At 69.6% G+C, this 24831-nt stretch carries 23 protein-coding genes, 1 tRNA gene and 1 riboswitch; of the genes, 13 read left to right on the plus strand and 11 right to left on the minus strand.

The features are described 5' to 3' along the window. Window positions 1–224 precede the first annotated feature (224 nt). On the plus strand, window positions 225–899 hold the full coding sequence (locus LCH29_RS25340; RefSeq protein WP_009716739.1) for a Crp/Fnr family transcriptional regulator: 675 nt from the start codon (window positions 225–227) through the stop codon (window positions 897–899). Window positions 900–1035: 136 nt separating this feature from the next. Here LCH29_RS25340 and LCH29_RS25345 read toward each other — a convergent pair whose 3' ends face one another. From LCH29_RS25345 to LCH29_RS25360, 4 genes are all read right to left on the minus strand, one after another. Beyond that, window positions 1036–1866 carry an MBL fold metallo-hydrolase gene (locus LCH29_RS25345; RefSeq protein ID WP_446464025.1) on the minus strand — a complete coding sequence of 277 codons (831 nt, stop codon included), beginning with the start codon at window positions 1864–1866 and terminating at the stop codon, window positions 1036–1038. Then, a complete protein-coding gene (locus tag LCH29_RS25350) occupies window positions 1863–2834 on the minus strand; it encodes an NUDIX hydrolase (RefSeq protein WP_446464026.1) in 972 nt (323 codons plus the stop codon). The genes LCH29_RS25345 and LCH29_RS25350 overlap by 4 nt, the downstream gene beginning before the upstream one ends. An 82-nt stretch (window positions 2835–2916) precedes the next feature. Continuing rightward, a complete protein-coding gene (locus LCH29_RS25355; RefSeq protein ID WP_123098270.1) occupies window positions 2917–3381 on the minus strand; it encodes a RidA family protein in 465 nt (154 codons plus the stop codon). Then, the gene (locus LCH29_RS25360) at window positions 3378–3536 is read right to left on the minus strand and encodes a DUF4177 domain-containing protein (RefSeq protein WP_003967454.1); all 159 of its coding nucleotides are present in this window, start codon (window positions 3534–3536) and stop codon (window positions 3378–3380) included. The genes LCH29_RS25355 and LCH29_RS25360 overlap by 4 nt, the downstream gene beginning before the upstream one ends. Window positions 3537–3608: 72 nt before the next feature. On the opposite strand from LCH29_RS25360, the gene LCH29_RS25365 reads away from it, so the two are divergent. From LCH29_RS25365 to LCH29_RS25375, 3 genes are read left to right on the plus strand one after another with little or no spacing between them, the layout of a single operon-like run. Continuing rightward, window positions 3609–4586, plus strand: coding sequence for an ArsA-related P-loop ATPase (locus LCH29_RS25365; RefSeq protein WP_446464027.1), 978 nt, complete (start codon window positions 3609–3611; stop codon window positions 4584–4586). Further along, window positions 4583–4750, plus strand: a complete 168-nt coding sequence (locus tag LCH29_RS25370; protein ID WP_446464028.1) for a hypothetical protein — start codon at window positions 4583–4585, stop codon at window positions 4748–4750. Before LCH29_RS25365 ends, LCH29_RS25370 begins: the two co-directional genes overlap by 4 nt. Beyond that, on the plus strand, window positions 4747–6090 hold the full coding sequence (locus LCH29_RS25375) for an ArsA family ATPase (protein ID WP_446464029.1): 1344 nt from the start codon (window positions 4747–4749) through the stop codon (window positions 6088–6090). Before LCH29_RS25370 ends, LCH29_RS25375 begins: the two co-directional genes overlap by 4 nt. Before the next feature lie 550 nt (window positions 6091–6640). Here LCH29_RS25375 and LCH29_RS25380 read toward each other — a convergent pair. Beyond that, a complete protein-coding gene (locus LCH29_RS25380) occupies window positions 6641–6976 on the minus strand; it encodes a WhiB family transcriptional regulator (protein WP_030829787.1) in 336 nt (111 codons plus the stop codon). Window positions 6977–7382: 406 nt separating this feature from the next. Between LCH29_RS25380 and LCH29_RS25385 the strand changes: the two genes are divergently transcribed. Next, window positions 7383–9620: a transglycosylase domain-containing protein gene (locus tag LCH29_RS25385; protein ID WP_446464030.1), complete on the plus strand. Its 2238-nt coding sequence runs from the start codon at window positions 7383–7385 to the stop codon at window positions 9618–9620. 81 nt (window positions 9621–9701) lie between these two features. On the opposite strand, the gene LCH29_RS25390 is transcribed toward LCH29_RS25385, so the two are convergent. Further along, window positions 9702–10172, minus strand: coding sequence for a GatB/YqeY domain-containing protein (locus LCH29_RS25390; protein WP_009716731.1), 471 nt, complete (start codon window positions 10170–10172; stop codon window positions 9702–9704). Between the two features lie 77 nt (window positions 10173–10249). Here LCH29_RS25390 and LCH29_RS25395 point away from each other — a divergent pair, with 77 nt between their 5' ends. The 5 genes from LCH29_RS25395 (at window position 10250) to LCH29_RS25415 (ending at window position 15095) form a co-directional block, all read left to right on the plus strand. Beyond that, on the plus strand, window positions 10250–11179 hold the full coding sequence (locus LCH29_RS25395; protein WP_446464031.1) for a metallophosphoesterase: 930 nt from the start codon (window positions 10250–10252) through the stop codon (window positions 11177–11179). 85 nt (window positions 11180–11264) lie between these two features. Beyond that, window positions 11265–11338 (plus strand) — tRNA-Pro (locus LCH29_RS25400). A 384-nt stretch (window positions 11339–11722) separates the two neighbouring features. Then, complete coding sequence (locus LCH29_RS25405; RefSeq protein ID WP_446464032.1) at window positions 11723–12106, plus strand: hypothetical protein; 384 nt, start codon at window positions 11723–11725, stop codon at window positions 12104–12106. A gap of 317 nt (window positions 12107–12423) precedes the next feature. Continuing rightward, complete coding sequence (locus LCH29_RS25410) at window positions 12424–14586, plus strand: RNase A-like domain-containing protein (protein ID WP_446464033.1); 2163 nt, start codon at window positions 12424–12426, stop codon at window positions 14584–14586. Between the two features lie 8 nt (window positions 14587–14594). After that, entirely contained in the window at window positions 14595–15095 is a 501-nt protein-coding gene (locus tag LCH29_RS25415) for a hypothetical protein (protein WP_446464034.1), read from the plus strand. 850 nt (window positions 15096–15945) lie between these two features. Here LCH29_RS25415 and LCH29_RS25420 read toward each other — a convergent pair. The 3 genes from LCH29_RS25420 to LCH29_RS25430 are packed head-to-tail and all read right to left on the minus strand — an operon-like array spanning window position 15946 to window position 18916. Then, entirely contained in the window at window positions 15946–17217 is a 1272-nt protein-coding gene (locus LCH29_RS25420; protein ID WP_446464035.1) for a hypothetical protein, read from the minus strand. Beyond that, window positions 17217–18719 (minus strand): N-6 DNA methylase, encoded by a 1503-nt coding sequence (locus LCH29_RS25425; protein WP_446464097.1) that lies wholly within the window; start codon window positions 18717–18719, stop codon window positions 17217–17219. The genes LCH29_RS25420 and LCH29_RS25425 overlap by 1 nt, the downstream gene beginning before the upstream one ends. 5 nt (window positions 18720–18724) lie before the next feature. Beyond that, window positions 18725–18916 (minus strand): hypothetical protein, encoded by a 192-nt coding sequence (locus LCH29_RS25430; RefSeq protein ID WP_446464036.1) that lies wholly within the window; start codon window positions 18914–18916, stop codon window positions 18725–18727. A 270-nt stretch (window positions 18917–19186) separates the two neighbouring features. Here LCH29_RS25430 and LCH29_RS25435 point away from each other — a divergent pair, with 270 nt between their 5' ends. Further along, window positions 19187–19699 (plus strand): TIGR02679 domain-containing protein, encoded by a 513-nt coding sequence (locus LCH29_RS25435; protein ID WP_446464098.1) that lies wholly within the window; start codon window positions 19187–19189, stop codon window positions 19697–19699. Between the two features lie 251 nt (window positions 19700–19950). Next, window positions 19951–20640, plus strand: coding sequence for an RDD family protein (locus LCH29_RS25440; RefSeq protein WP_446464037.1), 690 nt, complete (start codon window positions 19951–19953; stop codon window positions 20638–20640). A gap of 493 nt (window positions 20641–21133) precedes the next feature. Here the strand turns inward: LCH29_RS25440 and LCH29_RS25445 are convergent, their stop codons facing one another. Both LCH29_RS25445 and metE read right to left on the minus strand, forming a co-directional pair. Then, the gene (locus tag LCH29_RS25445) at window positions 21134–21274 is read right to left on the minus strand and encodes a hypothetical protein (RefSeq protein WP_446464038.1); all 141 of its coding nucleotides are present in this window, start codon (window positions 21272–21274) and stop codon (window positions 21134–21136) included. Window positions 21275–21507: 233 nt separating this feature from the next. Beyond that, window positions 21508–23820, minus strand: coding sequence for a 5-methyltetrahydropteroyltriglutamate--homocysteine S-methyltransferase (gene metE, locus LCH29_RS25450; protein ID WP_446464039.1), 2313 nt, complete (start codon window positions 23818–23820; stop codon window positions 21508–21510). Between the two features lie 163 nt (window positions 23821–23983). Beyond that, window positions 23984–24214: riboswitch (cobalamin riboswitch) on the minus strand. 57 nt (window positions 24215–24271) lie between these two features. On the opposite strand from metE, the gene LCH29_RS25455 reads away from it, so the two are divergent. Beyond that, a complete protein-coding gene (locus LCH29_RS25455) occupies window positions 24272–24811 on the plus strand; it encodes a MarR family winged helix-turn-helix transcriptional regulator (protein ID WP_446464040.1) in 540 nt (179 codons plus the stop codon). The last annotated feature ends 20 nt before the right edge of the window (window positions 24812–24831 follow it).

Here is a 24831-nt window from a genome sequence, read left to right on the forward strand (position 1 = left end):
CGTTCGGCCCCCTTGCCCCGTGCTCTCACCGGCGTATTGGACACCCGGCCAGCCTAAGCCCCGCCACCGACATCCGGCCGGGCCACCGACGAGACCGTGCCCAATCGGACCCCTGCCGCACGGTCCGGCAGGCCAGTGCGTCAAACTTGTGATTGATCGCACTGTTTTACCGTCCGGCATCATGGGGACGACGGTCCCCTGTGCATGTCGACAAGGAGAGACTCGTGGACGACGTTCTGCGGCGCGCCCCGCTCTTCGCGGCGCTCGATGACGAGCAGGCCGCTGAGCTGCGCGCCTCCATGGGAGAGGCAACCCTCGCGCGGGGTGACGCCCTCTTCCACGAAGGGGACCCGGGCGACCGCCTGTACGTGGTCACCGAGGGCAAGGTGAAGCTCCACCGCACCTCTCCCGACGGCCGCGAAAACATGCTGGCCGTACTCGGCCCCGGCGAGCTGATCGGCGAGCTGTCGCTCTTCGACCCCGGCCCGCGCACCGCCACCGCCAGCGCCCTCACCGAGGTCAAGCTGCTCGGCCTCGGCCACGGCGACCTCCAGCCGTGGCTCAACGCCCGCCCCGAGGTCGCCTCCGCGCTGCTGCGCGCCGTGGCCCGGCGCCTGCGCAAGACCAACGACCAGATGTCCGACCTCGTCTTCTCCGACGTGCCCGGCCGGGTCGCCCGGGCCCTGCTCGACCTGTCGCGCCGCTTCGGCGTGCAGTCGGAGGAGGGCATCCACGTCGTCCACGACCTGACCCAGGAGGAGCTGGCCCAGCTGGTCGGCGCCTCCCGCGAGACCGTCAACAAGGCGCTCGCCGACTTCGCGGGCCGCGGCTGGCTGCGGCTGGAGGCGCGCGCCGTGATCCTGCTGGACGTCGAGCGGCTGGCCAAGCGCTCCCGCTGACGCAAGACGCCGCAAGGGCCCCTGCCGGAATCCCCGGCCGGGGCCCTTCGCCGTTACCGGATCAGACCACGCCCGGATCAGACCACGCCCGGATCAGCCCACACCCGGATCAGACCACACCCGGATCAGTGCATTCTCAGATCAGCCCGTGCTCACCCAGATAGTCCAGCTGAGCCCGCACCGACAGCTCCGCCGCGGGCCACAGCGAGCGGTCCACGTCCGCGTACACGTGCGCCACGACCTCCGAGGGCGTGCGGTGGCCGCTCTCGACCGCCGTCTCCACCTGCGCGAGGCGGTTGGCGCGGTGCGCGAGGTAGTACTCCACCACGCCCTGCGCGTCGTTCAGCACCGGGCCGTGGCCCGGCAGCACCGTACCCACCCCGTCGTCCACCGTGAGCGACCGCAGCCGCCGCAGGGTGTCCAGGTAGTCGCCGAGCCGCCCGTCCGGATGCGCGACGACCGTCGTACCGCGCCCGAGCACCGTGTCGCCCGTCAGGACGGCGGCGTCGGCGGGGAGATGGAAGGACAGCGAGTCGGCGGTGTGGCCGGGCGTGGACACCACCCGCAGCTCCAGACCGCCGGTGGTTATGACGTCCCCCTGCTCCAGCCCCTCGTCGCCCAGCCGCAGCTGAGGGTCCAGCGCCCGGACCCGCGTCCGGGTCAGCTCGGCGAAGCGGACCGCGCCCTCCGCGTGGTCGGGGTGGCCGTGGGTCAGCAGCGTCAGTCCGATCCGCTTCCCGGCCCGCTCCGCCGTCGCGATCACGTTCCGGAGGTGGCCGTCGTCCAGCGGGCCGGGGTCGATGACGACGGCGAGATCGGAATCCGGTTCGGCGACGATCCAGGTGTTGGTGCCGTCCAGCGTCATGGGCGACGGATTCGGCGCCAGGACGCACACGGCGCGGTCGGTCGCCGGGCCGCCGATCGCGCCCCCGCGCGGCTGCCCGGGCAGGGAGGCTGCGTACGTCATGCTCCGGACTCCCCCGCGGTACCCGGGATGTGCTTGGTGAACTCGTCGTGGCCCGGCCAGCTCAGCACCAGATCGTCGCCCTCCAGCCGGGCCTGTGCGAGCACGGGGGTCAGGTCCTGGTCCACGGCGGCCACCAGCGCGTCGTGGACCGTGCCGTACGGCCGCAGCTGCCGCAGCGTCGCGATGGTCGGCGGCATCATCAGCAGCTCACCCCGGTCGTAGCCGTCGGCGGCGTCCCCGGGACGGATCCAGACCGTACGGTCCGCCTCCGTGGAGGCGTTGCGCGTACGCTGCCCCCGCGGCAGCGCAGCCACAAAGAACCAGGTGTCGTAGCGGCGCGGTTCGAACTCCGGCGTGATCCAGCGGGCCCAGCCGCCCAGCAGGTCCGAACGGAGCACCAGCCCCCGCCGGTCGAGGAATTCGGCGAACGACAGATCCCGGGCGACCAGCGACAGCCGGTCCGTCTCCCAGTCGTCGCCCGTGGTGTCCGCGACGACCGTGTGCGGGGTCGGGCCCGCGAGGAGCACGCCGGCCTCCTCGAAGGTCTCCCGGACCGCCGCGCACACGATGGCCTGCGCCTGCGTCGCGTCGCTCTCGTCGAGACCCAGCCGCCGCGCCCACTGGGCGCGCGAGGGCCCGGCCCAGGCGACCATCCGCTCGTCGCGCGGGTCCACCGAGCCACCCGGATAGGCGTACGCGCCTCCGGCAAAGGCCATGGAGGCGCGTCTGCGCAGCATGTACACGGCGGGCCCGGCCGCATCGCCGCCGCGGTCGCCGCCCTCGCCGTTGGTTCCGAACTGTTCCCCGTGCTCCCCGTCCTGCCCGCACGGCGCACCGTCCGGTCCGTCCCGCAGCAGCAGCACGGTGGCGGCCCGGCGCGGCGTCACCGGCGTCAGCTCACCGGCCGACAACGACCGGATGCGCTCTGGCCACTCGGGTGGATACCACTGGCCATTCGTAGTGGACATGGCCGGATGCTATGCGTTTGCGGGCGGATGTTCGAGGGGCCCCGGCCGGGGCCCGGACCGCGCCAGGGGCCCTGACCAGCGACTAGTCCGCGACCTCGACCTGGATCTCGACCTCGACCGGCGCGTCCAGCGGCAGCACCGCCACGCCGACCGCGCTGCGCGCGTGCACGCCCGCGTCGCCCAGCGCCTCGCCCAGCAGCTCGCTCGCGCCGTTGACGACGCCCGGCTGCCCGGTGAAGTCCTGGGCCGAGGCGACGAAGCCGACGACCTTCACCACGCGCACGACCTTGTCGAGGTCCCCGACCACCGACTTCACGGCGGCCAGCGCGTTCAGCGCACAGGTGCGCGCCAGCTCCTTGGCCTCCTCCGGCGTCACCTCCGCACCGACCTTGCCGGTCACGCCCAGCTTCCCGTCGACCAGCGGCAGCTGGCCCGCGGTATACACGTACGGCCCGGTGCGGACCGCCGGGACGTAACTGGCGAGCGGCGCCGCGACCTCGGGCAGCGTCAGACCGAGCCCGGCGAGCTTCTCCTCGACGGCGGTCACGCCTTCTCCCGCTTCAGGTAGGCCACCAGCTGCTCGGGGTTGTTCGGCCCGGGCACGACCTGGACGAGCTCCCAGCCGTCCTCGCCCCAGGTGTCCAGAATCTGCTTCGTGGCGTGTACGAGCAGCGGCACGGTCGCGTATTCCCACTTCGTCATGCAGCCGACTGTAATGCCTCACTCCCGGGGCCTGGTGCGTAGGCCGTGGGGGGACTGGTTAGGCTCCCCAGTGTGAGCAGGCTCCATGTCGTCAGTGGCAAGGGCGGAACCGGCAAGACCACGGTCGCCGCCGCACTCGCGCTGGCCCTCGCGGCCGATGGCAGGCGCACGCTGCTGGTCGAGGTCGAAGGCCGCCAGGGCATCGCGCAGCTCTTCGAAACGGAGGCGCTGCCCTATGAAGAACGCAAGATCGCGACGGCACCGGGCGGCGGGGAAGTCCACGCCCTCGCGATCGATCCGGAGTTCGCACTCCTGGACTACCTCCACATGTTCTACAAGCTGGGTTCGGCGGGGCGCGCCCTGAAGAAGCTCGGGGCGATCGACTTCGCGACCACGATCGCGCCCGGGCTGCGGGATGTGCTCCTGACCGGCAAGGCGTGCGAGGCGGTGCGCCGCAAGGGCAAGGACGGCCGCTTCGCCTACGACTCCGTGATCATGGACGCCCCGCCGACCGGCCGGATCACCCGCTTCCTGAACGTCAACCACGAGGTGGCGGGGCTGGCCCGGACCGGCCCGATACACAACCAGGCCCAGGCCGTCATGCGCGTCCTGAAGTCGCCCCAGACGGCCGTCCACATGGTGACGTTGCTGGAGGAGATGCCGGTCCAGGAGACCGCGGACGGCATCGCGGAGCTGCGCTCGGACGGCCTTCCGACGGGCGCGGTCATCGTCAACATGGTGCGGCCCGCGATCCTCGACCACGAGGCCGTCGACGCCGCCGCCAACGGCCGCCGCACGGCCGTCGCCAAGGCGCTCTCGCAGGCCGGGCTGGGCGGCGCGCGCCGTGGTGGCCTCGCCGAGCGGCTGGTCGACCCGCTGCTGGAGCAGGCGCGCGAGCACGCGGAGCGCGTCGCCCTGGAGCGGGCGCAGCGGTCCGAGCTGGCCGGTCTTGACCTGCCGCTGCACGAGCTGGAGCTGCTGACGGAAGGCGTCGACCTGGCCGGGCTGTACCGGCTGGCGGCGGATCTGCGCAAGCAGTGGCCGTCGTGAGCGGCACGGGCACGGCGCGCGCCCCCGGCGGCGCGCCCCGCGGCACGGGCACGGCGTGCGTCCCCGGCGGCGCGCCCCGTACGGGCGGCACCAACGGCACGAACCGCCGTCAACGCCGCATGAGCGGCACAAGTGGCACACGCCGTACGCAGGAGGCGGCATGAGCATGGACGTGGCACCCCGGCTGGAGACCGACGCGCTGCTGGACGACCCGCAGACCCGCATCGTGGTGTGCTGCGGCTCCGGCGGCGTGGGCAAGACCACCACGGCCGCCGCCCTGGGCGTACGGGCCGCCGAGCGCGGCCGCAAGGTCGTCGTCCTGACCATCGACCCGGCCCGCCGGCTCGCGCAGTCCATGGGCATCGACGCGCTCGACAACGTCCCGCGGCGGGTGGAGGGCGTCGGGGACGAGGCGGGCGGCGAACTGCACGCCATGATGCTGGACATGAAGCGGACCTTCGACGAGTTCGTCGAGGCGCACGCCGACCCCGAGCGCGCCCGCGCGATCCTGGCGAATCCCTTCTACCAATCGCTGTCGGCCGGGTTCGCGGGCACGCAGGAGTACATGGCCATGGAGAAGCTCGGCCAGCTGCGGGCCCGCGAGGAATGGGACCTGATCATCGTCGATACGCCGCCCAGCCGGTCGGCGCTGGACTTCCTGGACGCCCCGAAGCGGCTCGGCTCGTTCCTGGACGGGAAGTTCATCCGGGTGCTGATGGCTCCGGCGAAGGTCGGCGGCCGGGCCGGGATGAAGTTCCTGAACGTGGGCGTATCGATGATGACGGGCACGGTCAGCAAGGTCCTCGGCGGGCAGCTGATGCGCGATGTGCAAACGTTCGCGGCTGCGATGGACACCATGTTCGGCGGGTTCCGCACTCGCGCCGAGGCCACCTACCGGCTCCTCCAGGCGCCCGGTACGGCCTTCCTGGTGGTGGCCGCCCCGGAGCGGGACGCCCTGCGGGAGGCCGCCTACTTCGTGGAGCGGCTGGCCGCGGATCAGATGCCGCTGGCCGGTCTCGTACTGAACCGGGTGCACGGCAGCGGCGCCGAACAACTGTCGGCGGAACGGGCCCTGGCTGCGGCGGAGATGCTGTCCCTGAAGATCGCCACCGTTCCGGATCCGCCGGGGGAGGGTAGCGTTCCGGCCAACCCCGGCGAGGGCGCGGAAAATCTTGGTGCCGACGGATTTGTCGATCCCGACTCAGGGAATGCTCAAGCCCGGAACGCCTCAGCAGCGGACAATTCCTCGGTAGCGGACCCCGACGTCTCCCCCACGTCGGCGGAGCGGCTCGCCGCGGGACTGCTCCGGTTGCATGCGGAACGTATGCAGGTGCTCGGACGCGAGCAGCGCACACACGACCGCTTCACGGCGTTGCACCCCGAAGTTCCGGTGGCCCAAGTGGCCGCGCTCCCTGGAGACGTACACGACCTGGCAGGGCTGCGGGCGATCGGCGATCGCCTCGCGGCGGCCCCGGCGGACCGGCCCAAGCGCACGGCAGGCTGACGCCCGGCCCATGACCGTGAGGACGGCCGACGCGAACGCCGTCAGGACAGGCTGACGCCTACCCGAGCGCCCCGGGCGCGCGTACGCACGGCGGCGCGTAGCCGCGGCGTGCTCCATGGCAACAGGGCGCGACCCGGCATAGGTGTGCCCCGGCGTGGGTGCGGCATGGCGCGCGTGCGCAAGCCGTGGCGTAACCCCATGCGTAGTCCTACGCAGGTGCGCCCGGCACGGCACACGGCCGGGACGGTCGCAGCGCCTCGCCGCGGATCCCCAATCGTCCGCGCCGTCGCGCTCCGCACGTCGTCGCCCATGCACGTCGTCGTCCATGGCGTGGCGGGCTGCCCCAAGGTCCGCAGGCCCCCATGCCCGTGAACCACCTCGCCCGGCCACGACCGGCCGCGACCACCGTCGCGGCCGTACTCGTGTCGTAACACCCTTCCTCGTCCCGACGCAGATGAGAGAACAAGCCCGTGACGAGGGGTGGGTGAGATGAAGTTGTGTTGTGATGCGATGCGACGTCGTCGTCACGCACCGGCCTGCCGGCCGACCGCTATCCGACGGCAGCGAAGCGCTCGTACTCTTCGTCGTCGAAGGGCAGAATGCCCGCGCTGCGCTCGTACTCGGTGCGTGCGGTCTCCAGCAGCCTTCGCCAGGAGGTCACCGTCGGGCGGCGGCGCAGCAGCGCCCTCCGCTCTCGCTCGGTCATCCCTCCCCACACACCAAACTCGACACGGTTGTCCAAGGCATCCGCAAGGCACTCGGTGCGCACCGGGCATCCGGTGCAGACCGCTTTGGCCCTGTTCTGTGCCGCGCCCTGGACGAACAGTTCATCTGGATCAGTAGTGCGGCAGGCGGCCTGCGCACTCCAGTCGGTTACCCAGCCCATGCTGGCGCCGTCCTCTCCCGAATCGGAGCTCCCCCACGGCGACAAACGGCATATTCACCGTCGCCAGTTGAGGACGTTACGGAAGGCAAGCAGGGCGCACCACACCCTCCGGGCCCAATCTTGGATGGCCCGAACGGACTATGGGTACGCGGCAGATCACCCAACGGAGTGAGCTGACGACATTTGCGATTACTGGTGCAAACCAGGGCAGTTCACCCGGCGAACGCCGGGCAGCTCATGACACGAGGCCACAATCCGGGCACGTCTCATCACTCACTCGAGTGAGGGCGGGGATGTGGTGCGATGCGGTGCGATGTGGCGCAGCAGCACATGCGTGACTGGCGTGAAACAGCGTATGCGAACACGCGGTCCCCTGTCCGGCGATTCGCCACGTAGGCTGCCTCTTATGGGTTACACGCGCTCGGGCGGAGGGCTGTCCACCGCTCAACAGGCCGCCAAGTTCCTCGGCGTCAGCGCGCTGGCCGGCGCCGTGATGGCCGGGCTCGCGCTTCCCGCCGTCGGGGCCTTCGGCCTCACCGCCAAGGAAACGGTCCAGGAATTCGACGATATTCCGGCCAATCTCAAAACGCCGCCGCTCAGCGAGCGGACGACGATCCTGGACGCGAAGGGCGGGGAGATCGCGAAGGTCTACTCGCGTGACCGCACCATCGTGAAGCTGGGCGACGTCTCCCCGTACATGCGCAAGGCGATCGTCGCGATCGAGGACGCGCGCTTCTACGAGCACGGGGCGGTCGACCTCAAGGGCATCCTGCGCGCCGCCAACCGGAACGCGCAGAGCGGCGGGGTCTCGCAGGGCGCCTCCACCCTCACCCAGCAGTACGTGAAGAACGTCTTCGTCGAGGAGGCGGGCAACAGCAAGGAGAAGTTCGCCGAGGCCACCCAGCAGTCCATCGGCCGCAAGATCAAGGAACTGAAGTACGCGATCCAGGTCGAGAAGGAACTGGGCAAGAAGCGGATCCTGGAGAACTACCTCAACATCACGTACTTCGGGCAGCAGGCCTACGGCATCGAGGCCGCCTCCCAGCGCTACTTCAGCAAGCCCGCCAAGGACCTGAAGGTGGAGCAGGCCGCGCTGCTGGCCGGTCTCGTCCAGTCGCCGAGCCGCTACGACCCGGTCACCAACCCGGACACCGCGAAGGCCCGCCGCAACACCGTGCTCCAGCGCATGGCCGACGTGAAGGACATCACCCCGGCCCAGGCCGCCGCCGCCAAGAAGAAGCCGCTCGGCCTCGACGTCAGCATGCCCCGCAGCGGCTGCATCACGGCCGTCAAGGGCGCGGGCTTCTACTGCGACTACGTCCGCCAGATCTTCCTCAACGACCCGGTCTTCGGGAAGACGGCGGCGACGCGCGCCAAGCGCTGGAACCAGGGCGGCCTGACGATCCGTACGACGCTGGACCCGCAGGCGCAGGAGTCGGTCCAGAAGTCGATCAAGTCCCACGTCTACCAGTCCGACAAGGCCGCCACCGCCGTCTCGCTCGTCGAGCCGGGCACCGGCAAGGTCCTGGGCATGGGCCAGTCCAAGCCGTACGGCTTCGGCAAGGACCAGACCCAGATCAACCTCTCCGCGGACCACTCCATGGGCGGCTCGAACTACGGCTTCCAGGTGGGGTCCACGTTCAAGCCGATCACCGCCGCGGCCGCCCTCGAGCGGGGCATGAAGCCGTACAAGAGCTACTCCTCGCCGTACAAGATGGAGTATCCGAGCCCCGTCAGCACCTGCAAGGGCACCTGGAGCAACAGCGAGGGCGCGACGGTCGAGAACGAGAACGAGTCCGAGCGCGGCCCGTACGGGATGAAGGAGGCGACCGCGAAGTCGGTCAACACCTACTTCGTCCAGATGATCAGCGACATCGGCGTCTGCCCGGTGACCGAGCTGGCCGACAAGATGGGCGTGGAGCGGGCCGACGGCAAGGAGCACCACCAGGTGCCCTCCCTCACCCTCGGCACCGAGGGCTTCTCCCCGCTGACCATGGCCAACGCGTACGCGACCTTCGCCAACCGCGGCGTCTACTGCTCCCCGGTCTTCATCGACTCGATCACCGGCCCCGGCGGCAAGAAGCTGAAGGTGCCGCAGTCGAAGTGCTCGCGCGCGATGTCCGAGAAGACCGCGGACACGATCAACACCCTGCTGCGCGGTGTGGTCGAGGACGGCACCGGCAAGAAGGCCGGTCTCCAGAGCCGGGCGAGCGCCGGCAAGACGGGTACGACGGATGAGCGCAGGGCCGCCTGGTTCGTCGGCTACACCCCGAACCTCGCCGGCGCGGTGTGGGTCGGCGGCGGCCCCGGCGCCAGCGACCTCAAGATGGAGAACATCACCATCGGCGGTGCCTACCACGAGAAGGTCTACGGCGCGGACACCCCCGGCCCCATCTGGAAGGACGCGATGAGCGGCGCGCTGGACGGCAAGCCCGCGCCGAATTTCGTCAGCGTGCCGATCAAGGACCCCAACGCGCGCAAGCCCACCCCGCCCAAGAATCCGGGCCGCGAGAAGCCCGGCCGTGAGAAGCCCGGGAACGGCGGCCAGGACGACCCCTGGCCGGACATCTCCCTCCCGCCGGGCGTGATCGGCGGCAATGGAAACGGCGGCAATGGGAACGGCGGCTTCGAGTGGCCGCGGTAGCGGTGCCCGCGGCCGACTGAGCGCGGAAGGGGCCCGGACGAGAGATCGTCCGAGCCCCTTCCTTTATGCCCCTTGTTTCCCCTACCCGCCCGCGAGCTGCCGCTTCACCGCGGCGGCGACCCGGCCACCCTCGGCCCGGCCCGCGATCTTCGGGTTCACGATCTTCATCACCGCGCCCATCGCCCGCGGCCCCTCGGCGCCGCCCGCGGCGGCCTCCCGGACCGCCTCCGCGACCAGCGCGTCCAGCTCGTCGTCCGTCAGCGGCTGCGGCAGGTACCCGGCGAGCACCTCGCCCTCGGCCCGCTCCCGCTCGGCCTGCGCAGCCCGGCCGCCCTTGTCGAACGCCTCGGCCGCCTCGCGGCGCTTCTTCGCCTCGCGCGCGATGATCTTCTCCACCTCGGCATCGGACAGCTCCCGGGAGCTCTCCCCCGAGACCTCTTCCTTCGAGATCGCGGTGATCGTGAGCCGGAGCGTGGAGGAGCGCAGCTCGTCGCGCGCCTTGATCGCCGCGGTGAGATCGTCATGCAGCCTGGACTTGAGCGTCGTGGTCATGGCGTCGAGTCTGCCAGCACTGGCCGGGAATCACCCGAAGATTTCTCCCCCGGCGGCGTTCTGCGACCATGGAGACCATGCGCGCGCGATACGGAGTACCCCTGGGAATCACGGCGGTCGGCGCAGCCGGTCTCGCCTACGCCGTCGGCTTCGAAGTGCGGTCCTTCAGGCTCCGCCGCATCACCGTACCCGTGCTGCCGCGCGGCATGCGGCCGCTGCGCGTCCTCCAGGTCTCCGACATCCACATGGTGAGCGGGCAGCGCAAGAAGCAGCGCTGGCTCCAGTCGCTCGCCGGGCTCCGCCCCGACTTCGTCGTGAACACCGGCGACAACCTCTCCGACCCGGAAGGCGTCCCCGAGGTCCTCGACGCGCTCGGCCCGCTGATGGAGTTCCCCGGCGCGTACGTCTTCGGCTCCAACGACTACTACGGACCGAAGCTGCGCAACCCCGCCCGCTACCTGATGGAAAAGGCCAGCGGCCGCCACGGTCTGAACGGCAACCCCCCGGCCGTCGGCGTTGTCCACAACCCGTGGACGGAGATCCGCGACGCCTTCGACGCGGCCGGCTGGGTCGGCCTGTCGAACACCCGCGGCCGGCTCAAGCTGGACGGCATCGAGATCGCCCTCACCGGCCTCGACGACCCGCACATCAAGCGCGACCGCTACGCCGAGGTCGCCGGCGGCCCCGAATCCGGCGCGGACCTCTCCCTCGCCGTCGTCCACGCCCCGTACCTCCGCGTCCTCGACGCGTTCACCGCCGACCGCTACCCCCTGATCCTCGCGGGCCACACCCACGGCGGCCAGCTGTGCATCCCCTTCTACGGCGCCCTGGTCACCAACTGCGACCTGGACACCCGCCGGGTCAAGGGCCTCTCCACCCACGAGGCCGGGGACCACACCTCCTACCTCCACGTCTCCGCAGGCTGCGGCACCAACCGCTACACCCCCGTCCGCTTCGCCTGCCCCCCGGAGGCCACCCTCCTCACCCTCACCCCGCAGGCCCCCTGACCCACCTCCCCGCCCCGACCTGCGAGACCGCGGAAACCGGATTTCGTGTCTGGCCACAGGTCCGCTAAAGTAGAGCTCGTTGCTTCGGGGTGTAGCGCAGCTTGGCAGCGCGCTTCGTTCGGGACGAAGAGGTCGTGGGTTCAAATCCCGCCACCCCGACTGAAGGAACACCAGGTCAGGGGCCTGATCCGCGAAAGCGGGTCGGGCCCCTGACTTGTTTGTGGGGCCCTTTGGGAGCCGTTTGGGAGCCGACCCAGAAATCCGGCTCCCGGACCGCTCCCATTCCTCCCCCACGGAGGTGGCGCCTGGCGCATCACGGGGAAGCCGCCGAGCACATGGCCGAGTGAGGTGCGCCACGACGCGCGGTGGCTGCCGACACAGGCGGCCAGTGCATGCGTGTCTCCACTCCCGCTGTGCCACCATCCCTGGGGCCGGATTCCGAGCAGTGCTCCCGAAACGGCTGACGCCGACGTGAACGATGTTGGCGTTGCCGACGCCTCTCCCCACGACCGATCCTGGGCACCGGCAGGCAAGGGGGACAGGATGGGGCTCGTGCTCTTCCCGGGAGACGGCAACGTGACCAGCCCGGACGTCTCCTGGTCCTATACCGGCTTCAACGTGTTCAGGGAGTGGCTGGCCCAGGCCGAAGGATTCACCCTCGCCGAGATGCACGGCTTCGGCGGAGACCGCCCGTGGAGCAGCGTTTCCACGACACTGGCCCCGCTGCTCGACCATCCAGACGACGACGCCCCCGACCTCACGCCCGCTCAATGCGCGGCCATGCTGCCCCGGTTGGAAGCAATCATCGACCAGCGGCAACACGATGGCAGCGATCCCGTCCTCCAACGGCACACCGATGACGCCCGCCAGCTGGTCGCCGTCATGAGGCTCTGCGTGAACAAGGACGTCGAGCTCATCTTCGGGTGACCACCGGCCCGCAGCGCGTCCTCTGCACCCCGAGCACGGTCGGATCGACGCACGGCACCGATAGCCCTGGCTGCGACTCGGCTTGGTCGGCCATCCACCGCGTGCGGCCCCGCCCCCGCCAAACTGCCCAGAACGCGGCCAGGGACTGCGGGCTAAGGTCTCCCGCCGCACACTGCGATTCTTCGCCCGCGCCCCTGGTTCGCCCGTGCCCCGTGAACACCGCGGGGCTGACTGCGCGGCGCAAGAGGCCCTTGTACGCCACCCAACGGGCCCTTAGGCTCGCGCACTTGAGCCGACGGCTGTGGGGGGGGCTGGGCATGGCGGTGTTGATGGTGGCCGCGACGGTGTATGGCGTCGTGCAGCTGCTGGTGTTGTCATCGCCGACGCGTTCGGTGCGGGTCTCCACCGTCCTGCTGGCGATCGCACTGGGCGTCTACGGCTGCGGCATCGTGACCTTGCTGCTGGAGTACGCGTATACACGCACTGTCTCCGACCAACCCCATGGCGGGGCGCTGCTCAACACCGTGAAGACGGCCAGTTACACCGTCGACCCGGTCATCGAAGAGCTGGTCAAGATCACGCCTCTGCTGCTGGCGGCGTGGAACGTCAAGATCCGCCGCCAGTGGGGCCTGACCGACTACGTGGTCACCGGCGCGGCGCTGGGCGCGGGGTTCGGGCTGCTGGAAGCGGTGGCCAGGTTCGGACTGGACGCGGCCCGGTCCATCAGCCACCCGGCCGGTGGCTGGGTGATCCCCGACAGCCTGCAAGCGCCTTGGATCCCTGGCCCCGATCAGGTCTTCGCTGCCTGGTTCCCCGCCCCCTTCACCAGCTTGGACTTCGGCGGTGCCCACCCGGCCGCTGACACCAGCCCTCATCTCGTCTACACCGCCGCCGCGGCCCTGGGGGTCGGCATCCTCATCCGCGGTCGCCGCTGGCTGCGGGCCCTGGGGCTGGTGCCCATCGCCGCTGCCTGTGCTCACCACATGCTCACCAACTACGCGGCCGCGCAACCTGGCGCCCGGGACACCCAGTCACTGGTCGAAGACCTCAACGGCATCCTGTGGACCATCCCGCTGGCCGTGCTGGCCATCGCGATGGCCGCCGACATGTGGCAGATCCGCCGTGCCAAACGGACGGTCGCCGGCGTACTGCTCCGCGAGGAGCGAGCCGGACGCACCGGCCTTACGGCATTGGCTGGATACGGGCTGTGGCGAGTCCCCTGGTCGACGCTGATCGCACTGCGCTTCGCCCGCATGCGTCGAGCCCTCTTCTACGCTGCGGCCAGCACCCCGTACACCGACATCGCTCCTCTGCACCGCACTGTCGCTTGGACCACCGCCCAGATCGACGCCACCGACCACCAACACGCCTGGCAAGGCATCGGGCTACGAACCGTTCGTCAGGCCGCCCGCTCATTACGGGACCGGCGAAGATGGTGGTTCATCCTCATCTCCTTGGTCCTGATGCTCCCCGCCGTGGTCTTCCTCGGCGCGGGATCCTTCCCCGCTGCCGCCGAACTACAGGAACGCTTCACCACCAGCGACGGGCCCGCTGTCCTGCTGGCCTTCGGTATCGCCGCGCTGCTGTGGACCGCCTGCAACCTCACCAGACTCCTGCGTACCTGGCAGGCAACCAGCACGCTCCCCCTCGCCGACGCCCACGCCGTCGTCCGCTTCCGCATCTGGACCGCGCTCGGCAGTCTCATCACAGGCACCGTGCTCCTGCTTCGCATGCAACAGGAAGGGCTCGGCGCCGGCGACAAACTCTTCCGCAACTTCCACCTGTTGGAAGCGCTCAACAACTTCCTCGCCTACCTCGGCTTCGCCCTCATCCTTCTCGCCCTCCTTGCCCTCTTCCCACCAGGCGGTGGACTCGCCTTCGCAGGCGCCGGCGTCGCAGCAGGCACCATCACCGTCGAAGCCGCCATCCACGCCACCGCGCTGGGAACGCTCGGCATCGTCCTCATGACCGCCGCGGGTGGTGGCGCACCCACCGACGGGCCGCCCGAGGGACAGGCGGACGCCGGGAGCCAGAGTGGCTCGCGCCCCAAGTCGGAAGAGCCGAACCCCGTCACCGAGGAGCAACAGCAATCCTTCAATCAGAGCCAGCAGCATCTGAACGGGCTCAGCAAGCGGAAACAGGCAGACGAGGTCGGCAGAGGCTTCGAAAGAGACGGTCAGAAATACAAGCCTGAAGCGCCACTACTCAAGACCGGCAAACACGGCGTTGACTGGTCCGAAGGAACGGCTCGCGCGATAAGAGACGGTCGACCCCAGGGGCAGTTCGGCAGCGCAGCGGATGTCAAGTACGCAGCGGAACGCGGAGCCGAACTAGGGCCGAATAAAACAGGGTTCTTCAGGCTACCCGAAGGGCATAATTGCATAGAGTATCTTCCAGATGGCACGACGCGCACACCGAACAGCATTTTCGTCAAGGTGTACCCGAATGGCAAGGTCCACGCCTACCCGCTGACTCGATAGGAACAAGCATGAACTTCCGGCTGCAAGCAGGGAACCCTGAGGCCCTGAAGGTTGGGCCAGCCGACGACATGGCGGACGCGGCAGGGCAGATGTATCCCATGGAGACCGAAGATGCCATCCTGTTCTGGAACCGGGTCCCCGTGCGACTCGAATACCGTTACGATGTTCCCGTTTTGCTTGATGACCTCATCCCGCTGCTCGAAGAAGTCCAGAATCCGGCGTTCTCTCAAACGCAGGTCCACTGGGGGTCCGACGCATTCTCCACCGAATGGAACATCGTCCGTGATGGAGATTCCCTCAGAATCGATTCACACTGGAACAGCATCCATGGAAGCTACGAATTCCTCCTCAACGACCGAAGCCAGTTGACCGTAGGAATCGCTGCCTTCGTAGCCGAGTGGCTGAAATTGCTACGCCGGATCACATCCGACCTCATCATCTGCCATGTGCGCCTGGCGGATGATGACATCGCGGTCCGGGCGAAAGCTCTGTTGTCGAAGTCGGGCTGACCCTCCGAGGAGGGGACGCGCAGGCTCTCCGGGTACAAGGCCGAGCCGCGGCAAGGATGGGTACGTGCGCACCTGGTGAGGGCGGGAGCCGTACACCGGATTTGAGATCGCGCCCGGAATGCACAATCCCGGTCCCTGCCGTGCCCGGGCCGCGGCTCGACACGACGGCAGTTCGTGACGCGCTGGGCAAGCTACTCGAACCGGACCGCCGAGGACATGCGGCATCCGGACGAGTCGGACTACCGCACGCACGGACAACGCGACGATGGCATGCAGTGATTAGTGCGCCGCCAGACGCGCCCGCAGGAGATCGCTGAGCATGCGTACCGGTGAGGTTGGGCACGCCAAGGAGCACGGAACAGTTGAATGGCTGATCGTCCCGCTTGCTCCCGGGTGCCACACGAATGTGGTCCGTGCCCGGGAGGTCGGACGACTCAAGCCGTCAGGCGCATCCCCTCTGACTCTTCTGAGGCAAGCCTCAGCTTGGTCTTCGGCGGCAACGCGGCACTCGGCACGGTCCGCGGCGTGAGGAAGCATGCCTCCACGTTGCCTACTCCAGGGGAACCCCTGAAGCGACCATGCTCCGCTCCACGCGTCGCAGGCGAAATCGACAGCAGCACGGGGCGGTCAACTCACAGTGGACAAAGCGCCGTTGTTCCACCTCCCTGCATCCTCGATGCACCTCTGTGAACGACTCACTGCCAAGCCCCCCAGCCCCGTCGGGCCAACAGGCCCCGCCCTTCTGCCGCAGCCTCCACCCACAGGACACGCCCATCACGCCACCGTGGCTCCTCCGTCAGGCCGTTCCTGGCTCCGCGAACGCCGGGCGCCATTCCTCACTCATTGCTGGTCATCCTCTCGGTGCAGGGCGCGCAGTGGGGCGAGGATCAGGAGTGCCCTGCCCTTCCTGCTCGGCTGTCGGTTCCCGTAGAACACCGGCCTTCGCTGAGATGTCGCGCAGGAGTGCGTCCCGCAGGGTATGCAGCGTCGCGATCTTGGCGACCAGGAGTCGCGCCACGGTGTGCAGGGGATCGGCCATTGTGTGAAAGTCGGTACGCGTGAACCGGTCCGGCCAGGTGACCTCCAGACGTTTGAGGGCGCCGGCGGAGATTTCCCGCCCGTTCTGGCCCTGCGCCAGCCGTGCGATGTCGCTGCTCCTACTCCTGAGTTCGTGGAGCAGCCACCAACCGTCCTCGTCCTCAATGGGTCGTATGGCCACGACGCCCCTGAGAGGTGTTGCTGGTCGGCGCGGCACGGCGATGTGTGCGCCGTCGGAACGGGTACTCAGCATCAAGGTGCCGGGAGGATGTGCCTTGCCGCCGTTCGCTGGGCTACTCAGACGGAATCTCTGAACGTGGGGCACGGGGAGGCCATAGAGATCTTTGGGGGCGATCACGTCGGCTACATCGGTGGTGAGTTCCGTGGGCAACGGGGGAAGCGAGCGTTCGGAGCCTTCGCCCGTCTTCGGTTTGGCGACCTTCGCGAGCGGGTGTGTCTCCCATGGGGGAATCGTCGACGCCCAGTCGTCATGAAGGGCGTCGGCCAGTTGCACTGCCTTGCACGCGGTCTCCTGGTAGAGGGCGGTCATCTCCTCGATGAGGCCGAAGGCCCGGTGGTATGCGGTGATGACGTCTGGCGGGGGCAGCGGAAACAGCATGCGGTGGAGGGTGTCGAGGCTGATGGTGGGCTCGACATGTGCCGTCACGTCCTCGTCGATGCGGGCCTTCGCCGTGGGTGTCTGTAGCCAGATACGCAGCCACCGCACTATGTGCGGCTCAGCGCGGATGATGCCGATCGACCTGGTCGCTGTACATCCCGCGTGCTCGGCAGTGACCAGTGCGGAGTCGCCCACCCGCCGGACGAGAACGACGGCCAGGTCGCCCTCCCTGAGGGTTGCCCGGCTGGGCGGGGATTCGCCCAGCCGACACTCATTGGCCCTGGGCGAGAGGATCCTGCCGTCCTGGACGAACGTCGAGCTAACGACTCCTGCAGTCTGATCGGCAGCCGCATCGTCGAGGAAACCGGAGGTGGTGTATATGTCCCTGCGGGCCCGCTCGATTTTGATGGAGGTCGTCCGCCAAGCCGCCCTGCCTGAGTCGCCCTCTTCGGCATTGGCTTCCATCAGATCTCCTCCAAGACGTCCAGCAGTCGGAGTTCCAGGTCGCGCATCTGGTCGAACTGATCGGCCAGTTCGAGTTTGAGCTGCTCGACCCGGCTCCGTGTGTCCCGTTCGGGACTGGGAACCTCCACGGCGTACGAAGTCGGCATCAGGCTGTACTCCCGATCGGCGATCTCCTCGGTGGAGCAGCTTCGGGACCAGCCAGCTGCGTCGTTGTACGGCGAGGCCGCAGCACCGTTCTCGGAGAGGCCACGCCAGGCCGCCAAGGTGGTCAGGATCAAGGCCGCGTTCTTGTTGCCCAGCCTCCTTGCTCTCGAATCCGGGACCGGTTCGAAGGCTCGCCGCGCGTTGACGAAGAGCACCTGCCGGCGACGGTCCAGGACACCCCAGCCGGGACGCGCGCTCTTGTCCCTGTTGAGCACCCACAGACAGGCCGTGGCTTTGCTGTGACCGAACACGCGAGGTGGCAGAGCGATCAGGCACTCGACGAGATCGTCACGCAAGAGGCGTTCACGGAGCCTTCGGGTGTGGGGTTGTCTGCTATTGGCCGCGCTGTCGGCCATCAGGAAGACAGCGCGTCCGGCCGGAGCCAGCGCATGCGCGATGTGCTGAATCCACGCGGAGTTGGCGGACCCCCGGGGTGGCGGTTCATCCGGCCACCGGGGGTCGACAGGAACAGGGAGAGCCGACCAGCGGGCGCCCTGCTCCGTCTTGTCCTCCGGCGCCCAATCGCGCTGGTTGAAGGGAAGGTTAGCCAGGATGATGTCGTAGGGCTCGAGTTCGGGCTCCGCGAGGCTGTCCCCGGGCGGGAAGACGTGGGCCGTGATCCCCCGCACCGCGAAGTTCATGCGGGCCACCTGTGAGGTGTGGGCGTGCTGTTCCTTCCCCTGCAAGGACATGGCCGGGTGCAGCTCGACGCGTTCGCGGACATAGCGGTGACTCTCGACGAGCAGTCCCCCTGAACCGCAGACCGGATCCAGCACTCTGTGCCCGTCGCGGGGGACGGCCGCACCGACCATGAGACGTGTCATGTCATCCGGCGTGAAGTAGTGGCTGCCGTCTGCCTGGGCCTGGTCCGCCGAGAGGTCATGGAGGCACTGGTCGAGCAGGGGCCCGACCCGCTGGGTGGATCCGATGGCCTGGATGAGAGCGTGCAGTGCTCCTTCGGAACCGGAGGGCGGAATGGGCATCAGGCTCCTCATGCCCACGTCGGCGCCCTGTTCGTCGGCGACGGGAAGCCAGTGGCTCAGACACTTGCTCACGGCAGCGCGGATTCCCGAACCGCGCCCTGCTGGCTGACCCAGCAACCACGACCATGTCGGTACGCCGGCGCCGGGAGCAGCGTGCGCGGTCCGGCTCAGATACAGCAGCCCGAGGACGAGGCGAGTCGCATCGTGGGCGTTCATCAGCCGCGAGAGGTGCGTGCGGTGTCGGCGCACCTTCGCGAGCACCTCGTCGAGCGAGGAGGCACCCTCGGCCTGCATGTGTCCTCCAAGCGCACTCATGTCGCTCACGAGCCCACCACACCCAGGGCGCCCATGACCACGATGAGGAGTGTCAGGGAGCCGGCGAAGGTCAATGCTCCGGTCTTGAAGGCCGCCGTGGGACGCCCTCCCTCGACGACGGTCACGACGCTGCCGACCAGAGCGGCGACAAGCGCCGTGAGGACCGCGATGATCACGTACATCAGCCTCGGTTGCACGTTGTTCCTTCCTGAGGTCGGAGGTTCTCCCAGTGGACGAGTAAGCCGGTGATCCCTGGCTTCAGGAAGGACAGTAGAAGACGTAGGCGCAAGGCTACTGGGTGCACGCCGTTTGGGATTTTCTTAGGCGCGCGCCCGGAGTTCAAGCACTCTCGTCGAGTGCACGTCGTTTGGGATTCAAGACAGCGAGTCGGCGAGGGTGTGTCCGAGCCTTGGATTCACGTCCAAATGCCGTCCGCCCACGGCAATGCCTCGCACCGGGTGCCGTCGATGCCGTTGGTGTGGAGTAGTCCGGAGCGGCGCACGAAGGCACGGAAGCAAACGCTGGCCGCGCTCAACACTCAGGAACGCAACGACCTGTCCCTCCTGTTGGGCAAACCACTCACCGGTGCCACGGTGACCGTACGGCTTGACGTGCTCGACTCACAGCCGTGCGCCTCGGCCATTGGACTCGGCCTCAGGGACACCCTGGAGGAACTCGGCCCGCCTCTCACCGACCGCCGTGCCGCCCGCGCGGACGCGACGGCACGGCGGGAGCAGGTGTGGTCGTCCCTCACGTCGTCTCTGGACGCCTCCCCGCTCGTCGGCCAGGAATGGCCCAGGCGGTGGCACGACCTGTTGCGCCGGGCGGGTCCCGAGGGGAGTGACGCCCGATGCGGCGATCTGGACACTCCAGACGTAGGGGCATCGGCGCCATGCTGGGCTCTGGGAGCCATCTGGGAGCCGACCCGCTCCCCGAGCCCCTTCCGGACCGCCCGGGACCACCTCAGCCCACCGCCCTGACCAGGCAAAACAGCAACCCAGCCGGTAGCGATCACGCTCGAACCTCATTCGGGACGAAGAGGTGGTGGGTTCAAATCCCGCCACCCCGACTGAAGGAACAAGGGTCAGGCCCGGTGCTGAGAGATCAGCACCGGGCCTGACTCGTTGCACTTGCCCCTCGTGGCGGTGTGTGACTGTCCCTACACTGTGCAGACCGCGACATCACACGTGTGGGGGGACTGATGTTTCGACGAGCGGTGCCGACACCCGGGATGCCTGACGAGGGGACGGCGTCGACCAGTCCCCCGCGGGCGCGTCGGCTGTGTGCTTGGGCGCTGGATTTCGCCGTCGTCGTGGCCGTGGCCGTGCTGCTCGGCTGGTACACCTTCCAGCAGATCAGTGCCGAGGTGACCGACGTCACGAGCCTTGCTGGGACGAGTGCTTGGGAGGTCATCACCTCGGACGGCAATCTGGCGGGGGCGGGTCAGGACGTCGGAAGGTCGCTTTGGCGGTCCGCGGTGAGCGCGGTCCAGCAAGCCTTCGCCGCCCTGGTCGTGTTCACCTTCGCCTACCACTTCCTCTCGCTGGCCGTGATGAGCCGCACGCCGGGGCAGGCGTTGACGGCCCTGTGCGTGGTGCGGCGCGGTGGCGGAGGGCGGCCCGGGAAGGGCCGGGTTGCGGTGCGCGCCGGGGTGACCACGCTGGTCGATGTCGGCTGGTATGCGCTGGCCTGCTGCCTGCTGGCCGGCGGCGAGTTCGTCCTCTCGGTGCTGTGCTGGGTCGTCGCCATATCCTTCTTCGCCTTCAATGCGGGGCTGGCGCTGATGGGCTCCCGAAGGTCGCTGGCCGACCGGCTGGCCGGTGTGACGGTCACCGGCACATGGCGCGTCCGCGCCGCGCTCGCCCGGATCGGCGAGGCGGCGCGATGGGGCGGTCGTGGGGCAGGCCCTACGGTCGGCTGATGGGTGGCGTCGCGCAGCCACATTTCGCCGATGGCGGCGCTGCTGACGCGCAGTGACAGGCCGTCAGGGCTGGACAGGCGGGCCTCGGTCAGGTCCGGTTGTCCGGGTATCCGGGCGCTGCGCAACGTGATGCTGCCCTGGGCGTGCAGCCCGCGGGCGGCCAGGTCGGAACCCACGGTGAGCCCTTCGGCGTTCAGGGCGATGCCGCCGGGATGGTGCAGGCGGGCCGACGACATCGCGACCTGGGCGGTCACGGTGGCTCCGTCCAGGCGTACCTCACCGCGGGCGGACAGGGCGGTGGCCACGACCGCGTCACCGATCACCGTGTGGTTCAGCGCGACGGCGACTCCCTGCTCCTCGGCATGCGCCGATTCGACCGACAACCGGTCCGGATAGAGGGTGCGGGCGATCCGGGCCGAGCTGAAGCTGACCATCCCGGTCGCGCGGCACTCGCTCAACGCGACGAAGCTCTCGAACTGGGTCCCGACCGCGCTCAGCCCCGGCAGGCCGGTCCCCAGTCCGCGCCTTCCGCCGGATCTTCCTCGGGCGCGGCGCGGAAGTCGACGGCAGCGCCGGTGGGGAAGGCATCCCACACGCGGCGTTCCAGCGGCGTGAGCTCGTCGTAGGTCACCATCCGGGCACGTTAGCGAGGTGATCCCGGCCCGCGCCCGGCGCCTGGGGGCTGCTCGGCACAGCTGAACGGGGTCGGCCAACGTCCGGCGGGTGCCGTGTGAGAAGGCGATCACCTATCGGGAAGGACGTGCCCGGACCGACCCAGGCGCGGGTCCCGAAGGGTGGTCGGGCCGACCCCGTACCTCTTCAGCTTGATGCAGAGCAGATGTTATTGCAAGTAATTCGCAATAACAGTCAGAGCGTGGAGCGGACCTCCTGGGCCGCCGCGACCAGGTGCTCCAGGGAGGCGCGGACCTCGGGCCAGGCGCGGGTCTTCAGGCCGCAGTCGGGGTTGGCCCAGAGGCGGTCGGCGGGGATGGCGGCGAGGGCCGTGCGGAGGAGGGTGGCGGTTTCGTCGGGGCCGGGGACACGGGGGGAGTGGATGTCGTAGACGCCGGGGCCGACCTCGCGGGGGTAGTGGGCGTCGGCGAGTTCGGTGGCGACCTGCATATGGGAGCGGGCGGCTTCCAGGCTGATGACGTCGGCGTCGAGGTCGTCGATGGCCGGGAGGATGTCCCCGAACTCGGCGTAGCACATATGGGTGTGGATCTGGGTGTCCGCGCGCACGCCGCCGGTGGTGAGGCGGAACGCCTCGGTGGCCCAGGCCAGGTAGGACGGGCGGTCGGCGGTGCGCAGGGGCAGGGTTTCGCGCAGGGCGGGTTCGTCGACCTGGATGACCGGGGTGCCCGCGGCCTCCAGGTCGGACACCTCGTCGCGCAGGGCGAGGGCGACGTGGCGTGCGGTGTCGGCGAGGGGCTGGTCGTCGCGGACGAAGGACCAGGCCAGCATGGTGACGGGGCCGGTGAGCATGCCCTTGACCGGGCGGTCGGTGAGGGACTGGGCGTACGTCGTCCAGCGCACCGTCATCGGCTCGGGCCGGGAGATGTCGCCGGCCAGGATCGGCGGGCGGACGTAGCGGGTGCCGTAGGACTGCACCCAGCCGTGCCGGGTGGCGAGGTAGCCGGTGAGCTGTTCGGCGAAGTACTGGACCATGTCGTTGCGTTCGGGCTCGCCGTGCACCAGGACGTCGATGCCCGTCTTCTCCTGGAAGGAGATCACGTCCTGGATCTCGGCCGCGATGCGCTGCTCGTATCCGGCGGTGTCGAGCGTTCCGGCGCGCAGGTCGGCGCGGGCGGTGCGCAGCTCGCTGGTCTGCGGGAACGAGCCGATGGTGGTGGTCGGCAGCGCGGGCAGCCGCAGCCGGGCGCGCTGGGCGGGGGCGCGCTCGGCGTACGGCTCGGGGCGGCGGGCGTCGGCGTCGGTGACGGCCTCGGCGCGGGCGCGTACGGCCGGGTCGCGGGTGAGCGTGGAGGTGGCGCGGGAGGCCAGGTCGGCGCGGTTGGCGGCGAGTTGTGCGGCGATGGTGCCGGTGCCCTGGGCGATGCCGCGGGCGAGGGTCGCGACCTCGGTGGCCTTCTGGCGGGCGAAGGCCAGCCAGCGGGCGATCTGGGGGTCGATGTCGCGTTCGGCCGTCGTGTCGAGGGGGACGTGGAGGAGGGAGCAGGAGGCGGCGACGTCGACCCGGTCGGCGAAGCCGAGCAGGGTGCCGAGCCTGGACAGGGAGGCGGCGAGGTCGTTGATCCACACGTTGCGGCCGTCCACGACGCCCGCGACCAGGCGCTTGCCGGGCAGTCCGCCGACGGCGGCGAGGTCGTCGAGGTTGGCGGCGGCGGGCCCGGTGAAGTCGAGCGCCAGCCCGTCCACGGGGGCCTTGGCCAGGACGGACAGGGCCTCGCCGAGGCGGTCGAAGTACGAGGCGACCAGCAGCCGGGGGCGGTCGGTGAGGGCGCCCAGGTCGCGGTACGCGCGGGCGGCGGCATTCAGTTCGGCGGCGGTGCGGTCCTGGACGAGCGCGGGCTCGTCCAGCTGGACCCACGCGGCGCCGGCCGCCCGCAGATCGGCCAGCACCTCCGCGTACACGGGCAGCAGCCGGTCCAGCAGGGTGAGCGGCTCGAAGTCCGGCGCGACGCCGGGCGCGGGCTTGGCGAGCAGGAGGTAGGTGACGGGGCCGACCAGCACAGGGCGGGCGGTGTGCCCGAGTGCGACCGCTTCCGACAGCTCGGCGACCTGCTTCGCCGCGTTGGCGGTGAAGACGGTGTCGGGGCCGAGTTCGGGCACCAGGTAGTGGTAGTTGGTGTCGAACCACTTGGTCATCTCCAGCGGCGCGGCCTCCTGGGTGCCGCGCGCCATGGCGAAGTAGCCGTCCAGCGCGTCGGCGTCGACGGCGGCGCGGTGGCGGTCCGGTACGGCGCCGACCATGACGCTGGTGTCCAGCACATGGTCGTAGAACGAGAAGTCGCCGGTCGGCACCTCGTCGATACCGGCGTCGGCCAGCTGCCGCCAGTTCGCCGCGCGCAGCATCGCGGCGGTCTCCCGGAGGGTGCCGGCGCCGACCCGGCCCTTCCAGTAGCCCTCGACGGCCTTCTTCAGTTCGCGGTGGTGTCCCTGGCGGGGGTAGCCGTACACGGTGGCCCGTGCCGCCGCGGCGGCCGCGGATGTCGCTGTCACGTAGCTCTCCTTCGCGAGCGTGTCCCTTGGGGATCCCGGCCGGATTCGGGGGCGCGAAGGAGTGACGAACCGGGCGGATCGTCCGCGCGTCCGATACGCGCGCGTCCGCCTGCTGGGTACGCCGACCCGCCCTCGAGGTCACCGGGATCTCCGCGCGCGATCGGTCGCGCACGGGCAACGGGCAGGTCTTCGGACTCGCGGGCACACCTCGTGACGTCGTGCACGTACGAGGCACCTACTGGCCGTCGCTTCCCGGGCCCGTCTCCCGGACCCAGTGCGTATGACGGCGGTCGTTCCCGCTCACCGCTGCGGGGCAGTCCCGGATTTCCACCGGGTTCCCTCTTACGACGCGCCTGCCTGGCGGGCAGGGCGAACCAGCTGCGGGGCCCAGCCTAGGCGGTGGTGCCGGATCGGGGCACCCCCTCCACAGCGGCAGGGGGAGAAAGGGCGTATGGCGCGCCGTTCCTCAGCATCCGATGGGGGTTCCACAGCCTCCGCGGCCTCCGAGGCCGGAATCTCCGAATCCGACGCCGAGGCGATGGTCACCGCCGTGCTGACCGCGTCCCGGCTGCTCGTCGCCGTCTCCGCCCGGTCGTTGGCCGCGGTGGAGGAGTCCCTGACGCTGCCGCAGTTCCGGATGCTGGTCGTCCTGGACGGCGGAGGGCCGCTGAGCCTGTCCGGGCTGGCCGGGGAGCTGGGCGTCCAGCCGTCGACCGCGATGCGCATGATCGACCGCCTGGTCACGACGGGCGTGGTCGCGCGCGGCGTCTCCGCCGAGGACCGGCGTACCAGCATGATCTCGCTCACCGGGGCCGGGCGGTGGGTCGTGGCCGAGGTCACCGAGCGGCGCCGCCGGGAGATCGCGCGCATCGTGGGCGTCATGCCCGCCGGACAGCGCCGTCATCTGATCGAGGCGCTCCAGGCGTTCGCCGAGGCGGGCGGCGAACCGACCGTCGAGACCGGGAGCCCGCAGGCCCACGCCGCCTGGTGACCGCGCGGGCGCCCCGTCGC

The organism is Streptomyces sp. BRA346 (assembly GCF_052851135.1).

Bases quoted from the DNA above. Each gene is read 5' to 3' on its own strand.
- LCH29_RS25345 (WP_446464025.1), bottom strand. From the start codon at position 1,866: ATGACGTACGCAGCCTCCCTGCCCGGGCAGCCGCGCGGGGGCGCGATC.
- LCH29_RS25350 (WP_446464026.1), bottom strand. From the start codon at position 2,834: ATGTCCACTACGAATGGCCAGTGGTATCCACCCGAGTGGCCAGAGCGC.
- LCH29_RS25360 (WP_003967454.1), bottom strand. From the start codon at position 3,536: ATGACGAAGTGGGAATACGCGACCGTGCCGCTGCTCGTACACGCCACG.
- LCH29_RS25375 (WP_446464029.1), top strand. From the start codon at position 4,747: ATGAGCATGGACGTGGCACCCCGGCTGGAGACCGACGCGCTGCTGGAC.
- LCH29_RS25380 (WP_030829787.1), bottom strand. From the start codon at position 6,976: ATGGGCTGGGTAACCGACTGGAGTGCGCAGGCCGCCTGCCGCACTACT.
- LCH29_RS25385 (WP_446464030.1), top strand. From the start codon at position 7,383: ATGGGTTACACGCGCTCGGGCGGAGGGCTGTCCACCGCTCAACAGGCC.
- LCH29_RS25390 (WP_009716731.1), bottom strand. From the start codon at position 10,172: ATGACCACGACGCTCAAGTCCAGGCTGCATGACGATCTCACCGCGGCG.
- LCH29_RS25395 (WP_446464031.1), top strand. From the start codon at position 10,250: ATGCGCGCGCGATACGGAGTACCCCTGGGAATCACGGCGGTCGGCGCA.
- LCH29_RS25405 (WP_446464032.1), top strand. From the start codon at position 11,723: ATGGGGCTCGTGCTCTTCCCGGGAGACGGCAACGTGACCAGCCCGGAC.
- LCH29_RS25410 (WP_446464033.1), top strand. From the start codon at position 12,424: ATGGCGGTGTTGATGGTGGCCGCGACGGTGTATGGCGTCGTGCAGCTG.
- LCH29_RS25415 (WP_446464034.1), top strand. From the start codon at position 14,595: ATGAACTTCCGGCTGCAAGCAGGGAACCCTGAGGCCCTGAAGGTTGGG.
- LCH29_RS25420 (WP_446464035.1), bottom strand. From the start codon at position 17,217: ATGGAAGCCAATGCCGAAGAGGGCGACTCAGGCAGGGCGGCTTGGCGG.
- LCH29_RS25425 (WP_446464097.1), bottom strand. From the start codon at position 18,719: ATGAGTGCGCTTGGAGGACACATGCAGGCCGAGGGTGCCTCCTCGCTC.
- LCH29_RS25435 (WP_446464098.1), top strand. From the start codon at position 19,187: ATGCCGTTGGTGTGGAGTAGTCCGGAGCGGCGCACGAAGGCACGGAAG.
- LCH29_RS25440 (WP_446464037.1), top strand. From the start codon at position 19,951: ATGCCTGACGAGGGGACGGCGTCGACCAGTCCCCCGCGGGCGCGTCGG.
- LCH29_RS25445 (WP_446464038.1), bottom strand. From the start codon at position 21,274: ATGGTGACCTACGACGAGCTCACGCCGCTGGAACGCCGCGTGTGGGAT.
- LCH29_RS25455 (WP_446464040.1), top strand. From the start codon at position 24,272: ATGGCGCGCCGTTCCTCAGCATCCGATGGGGGTTCCACAGCCTCCGCG.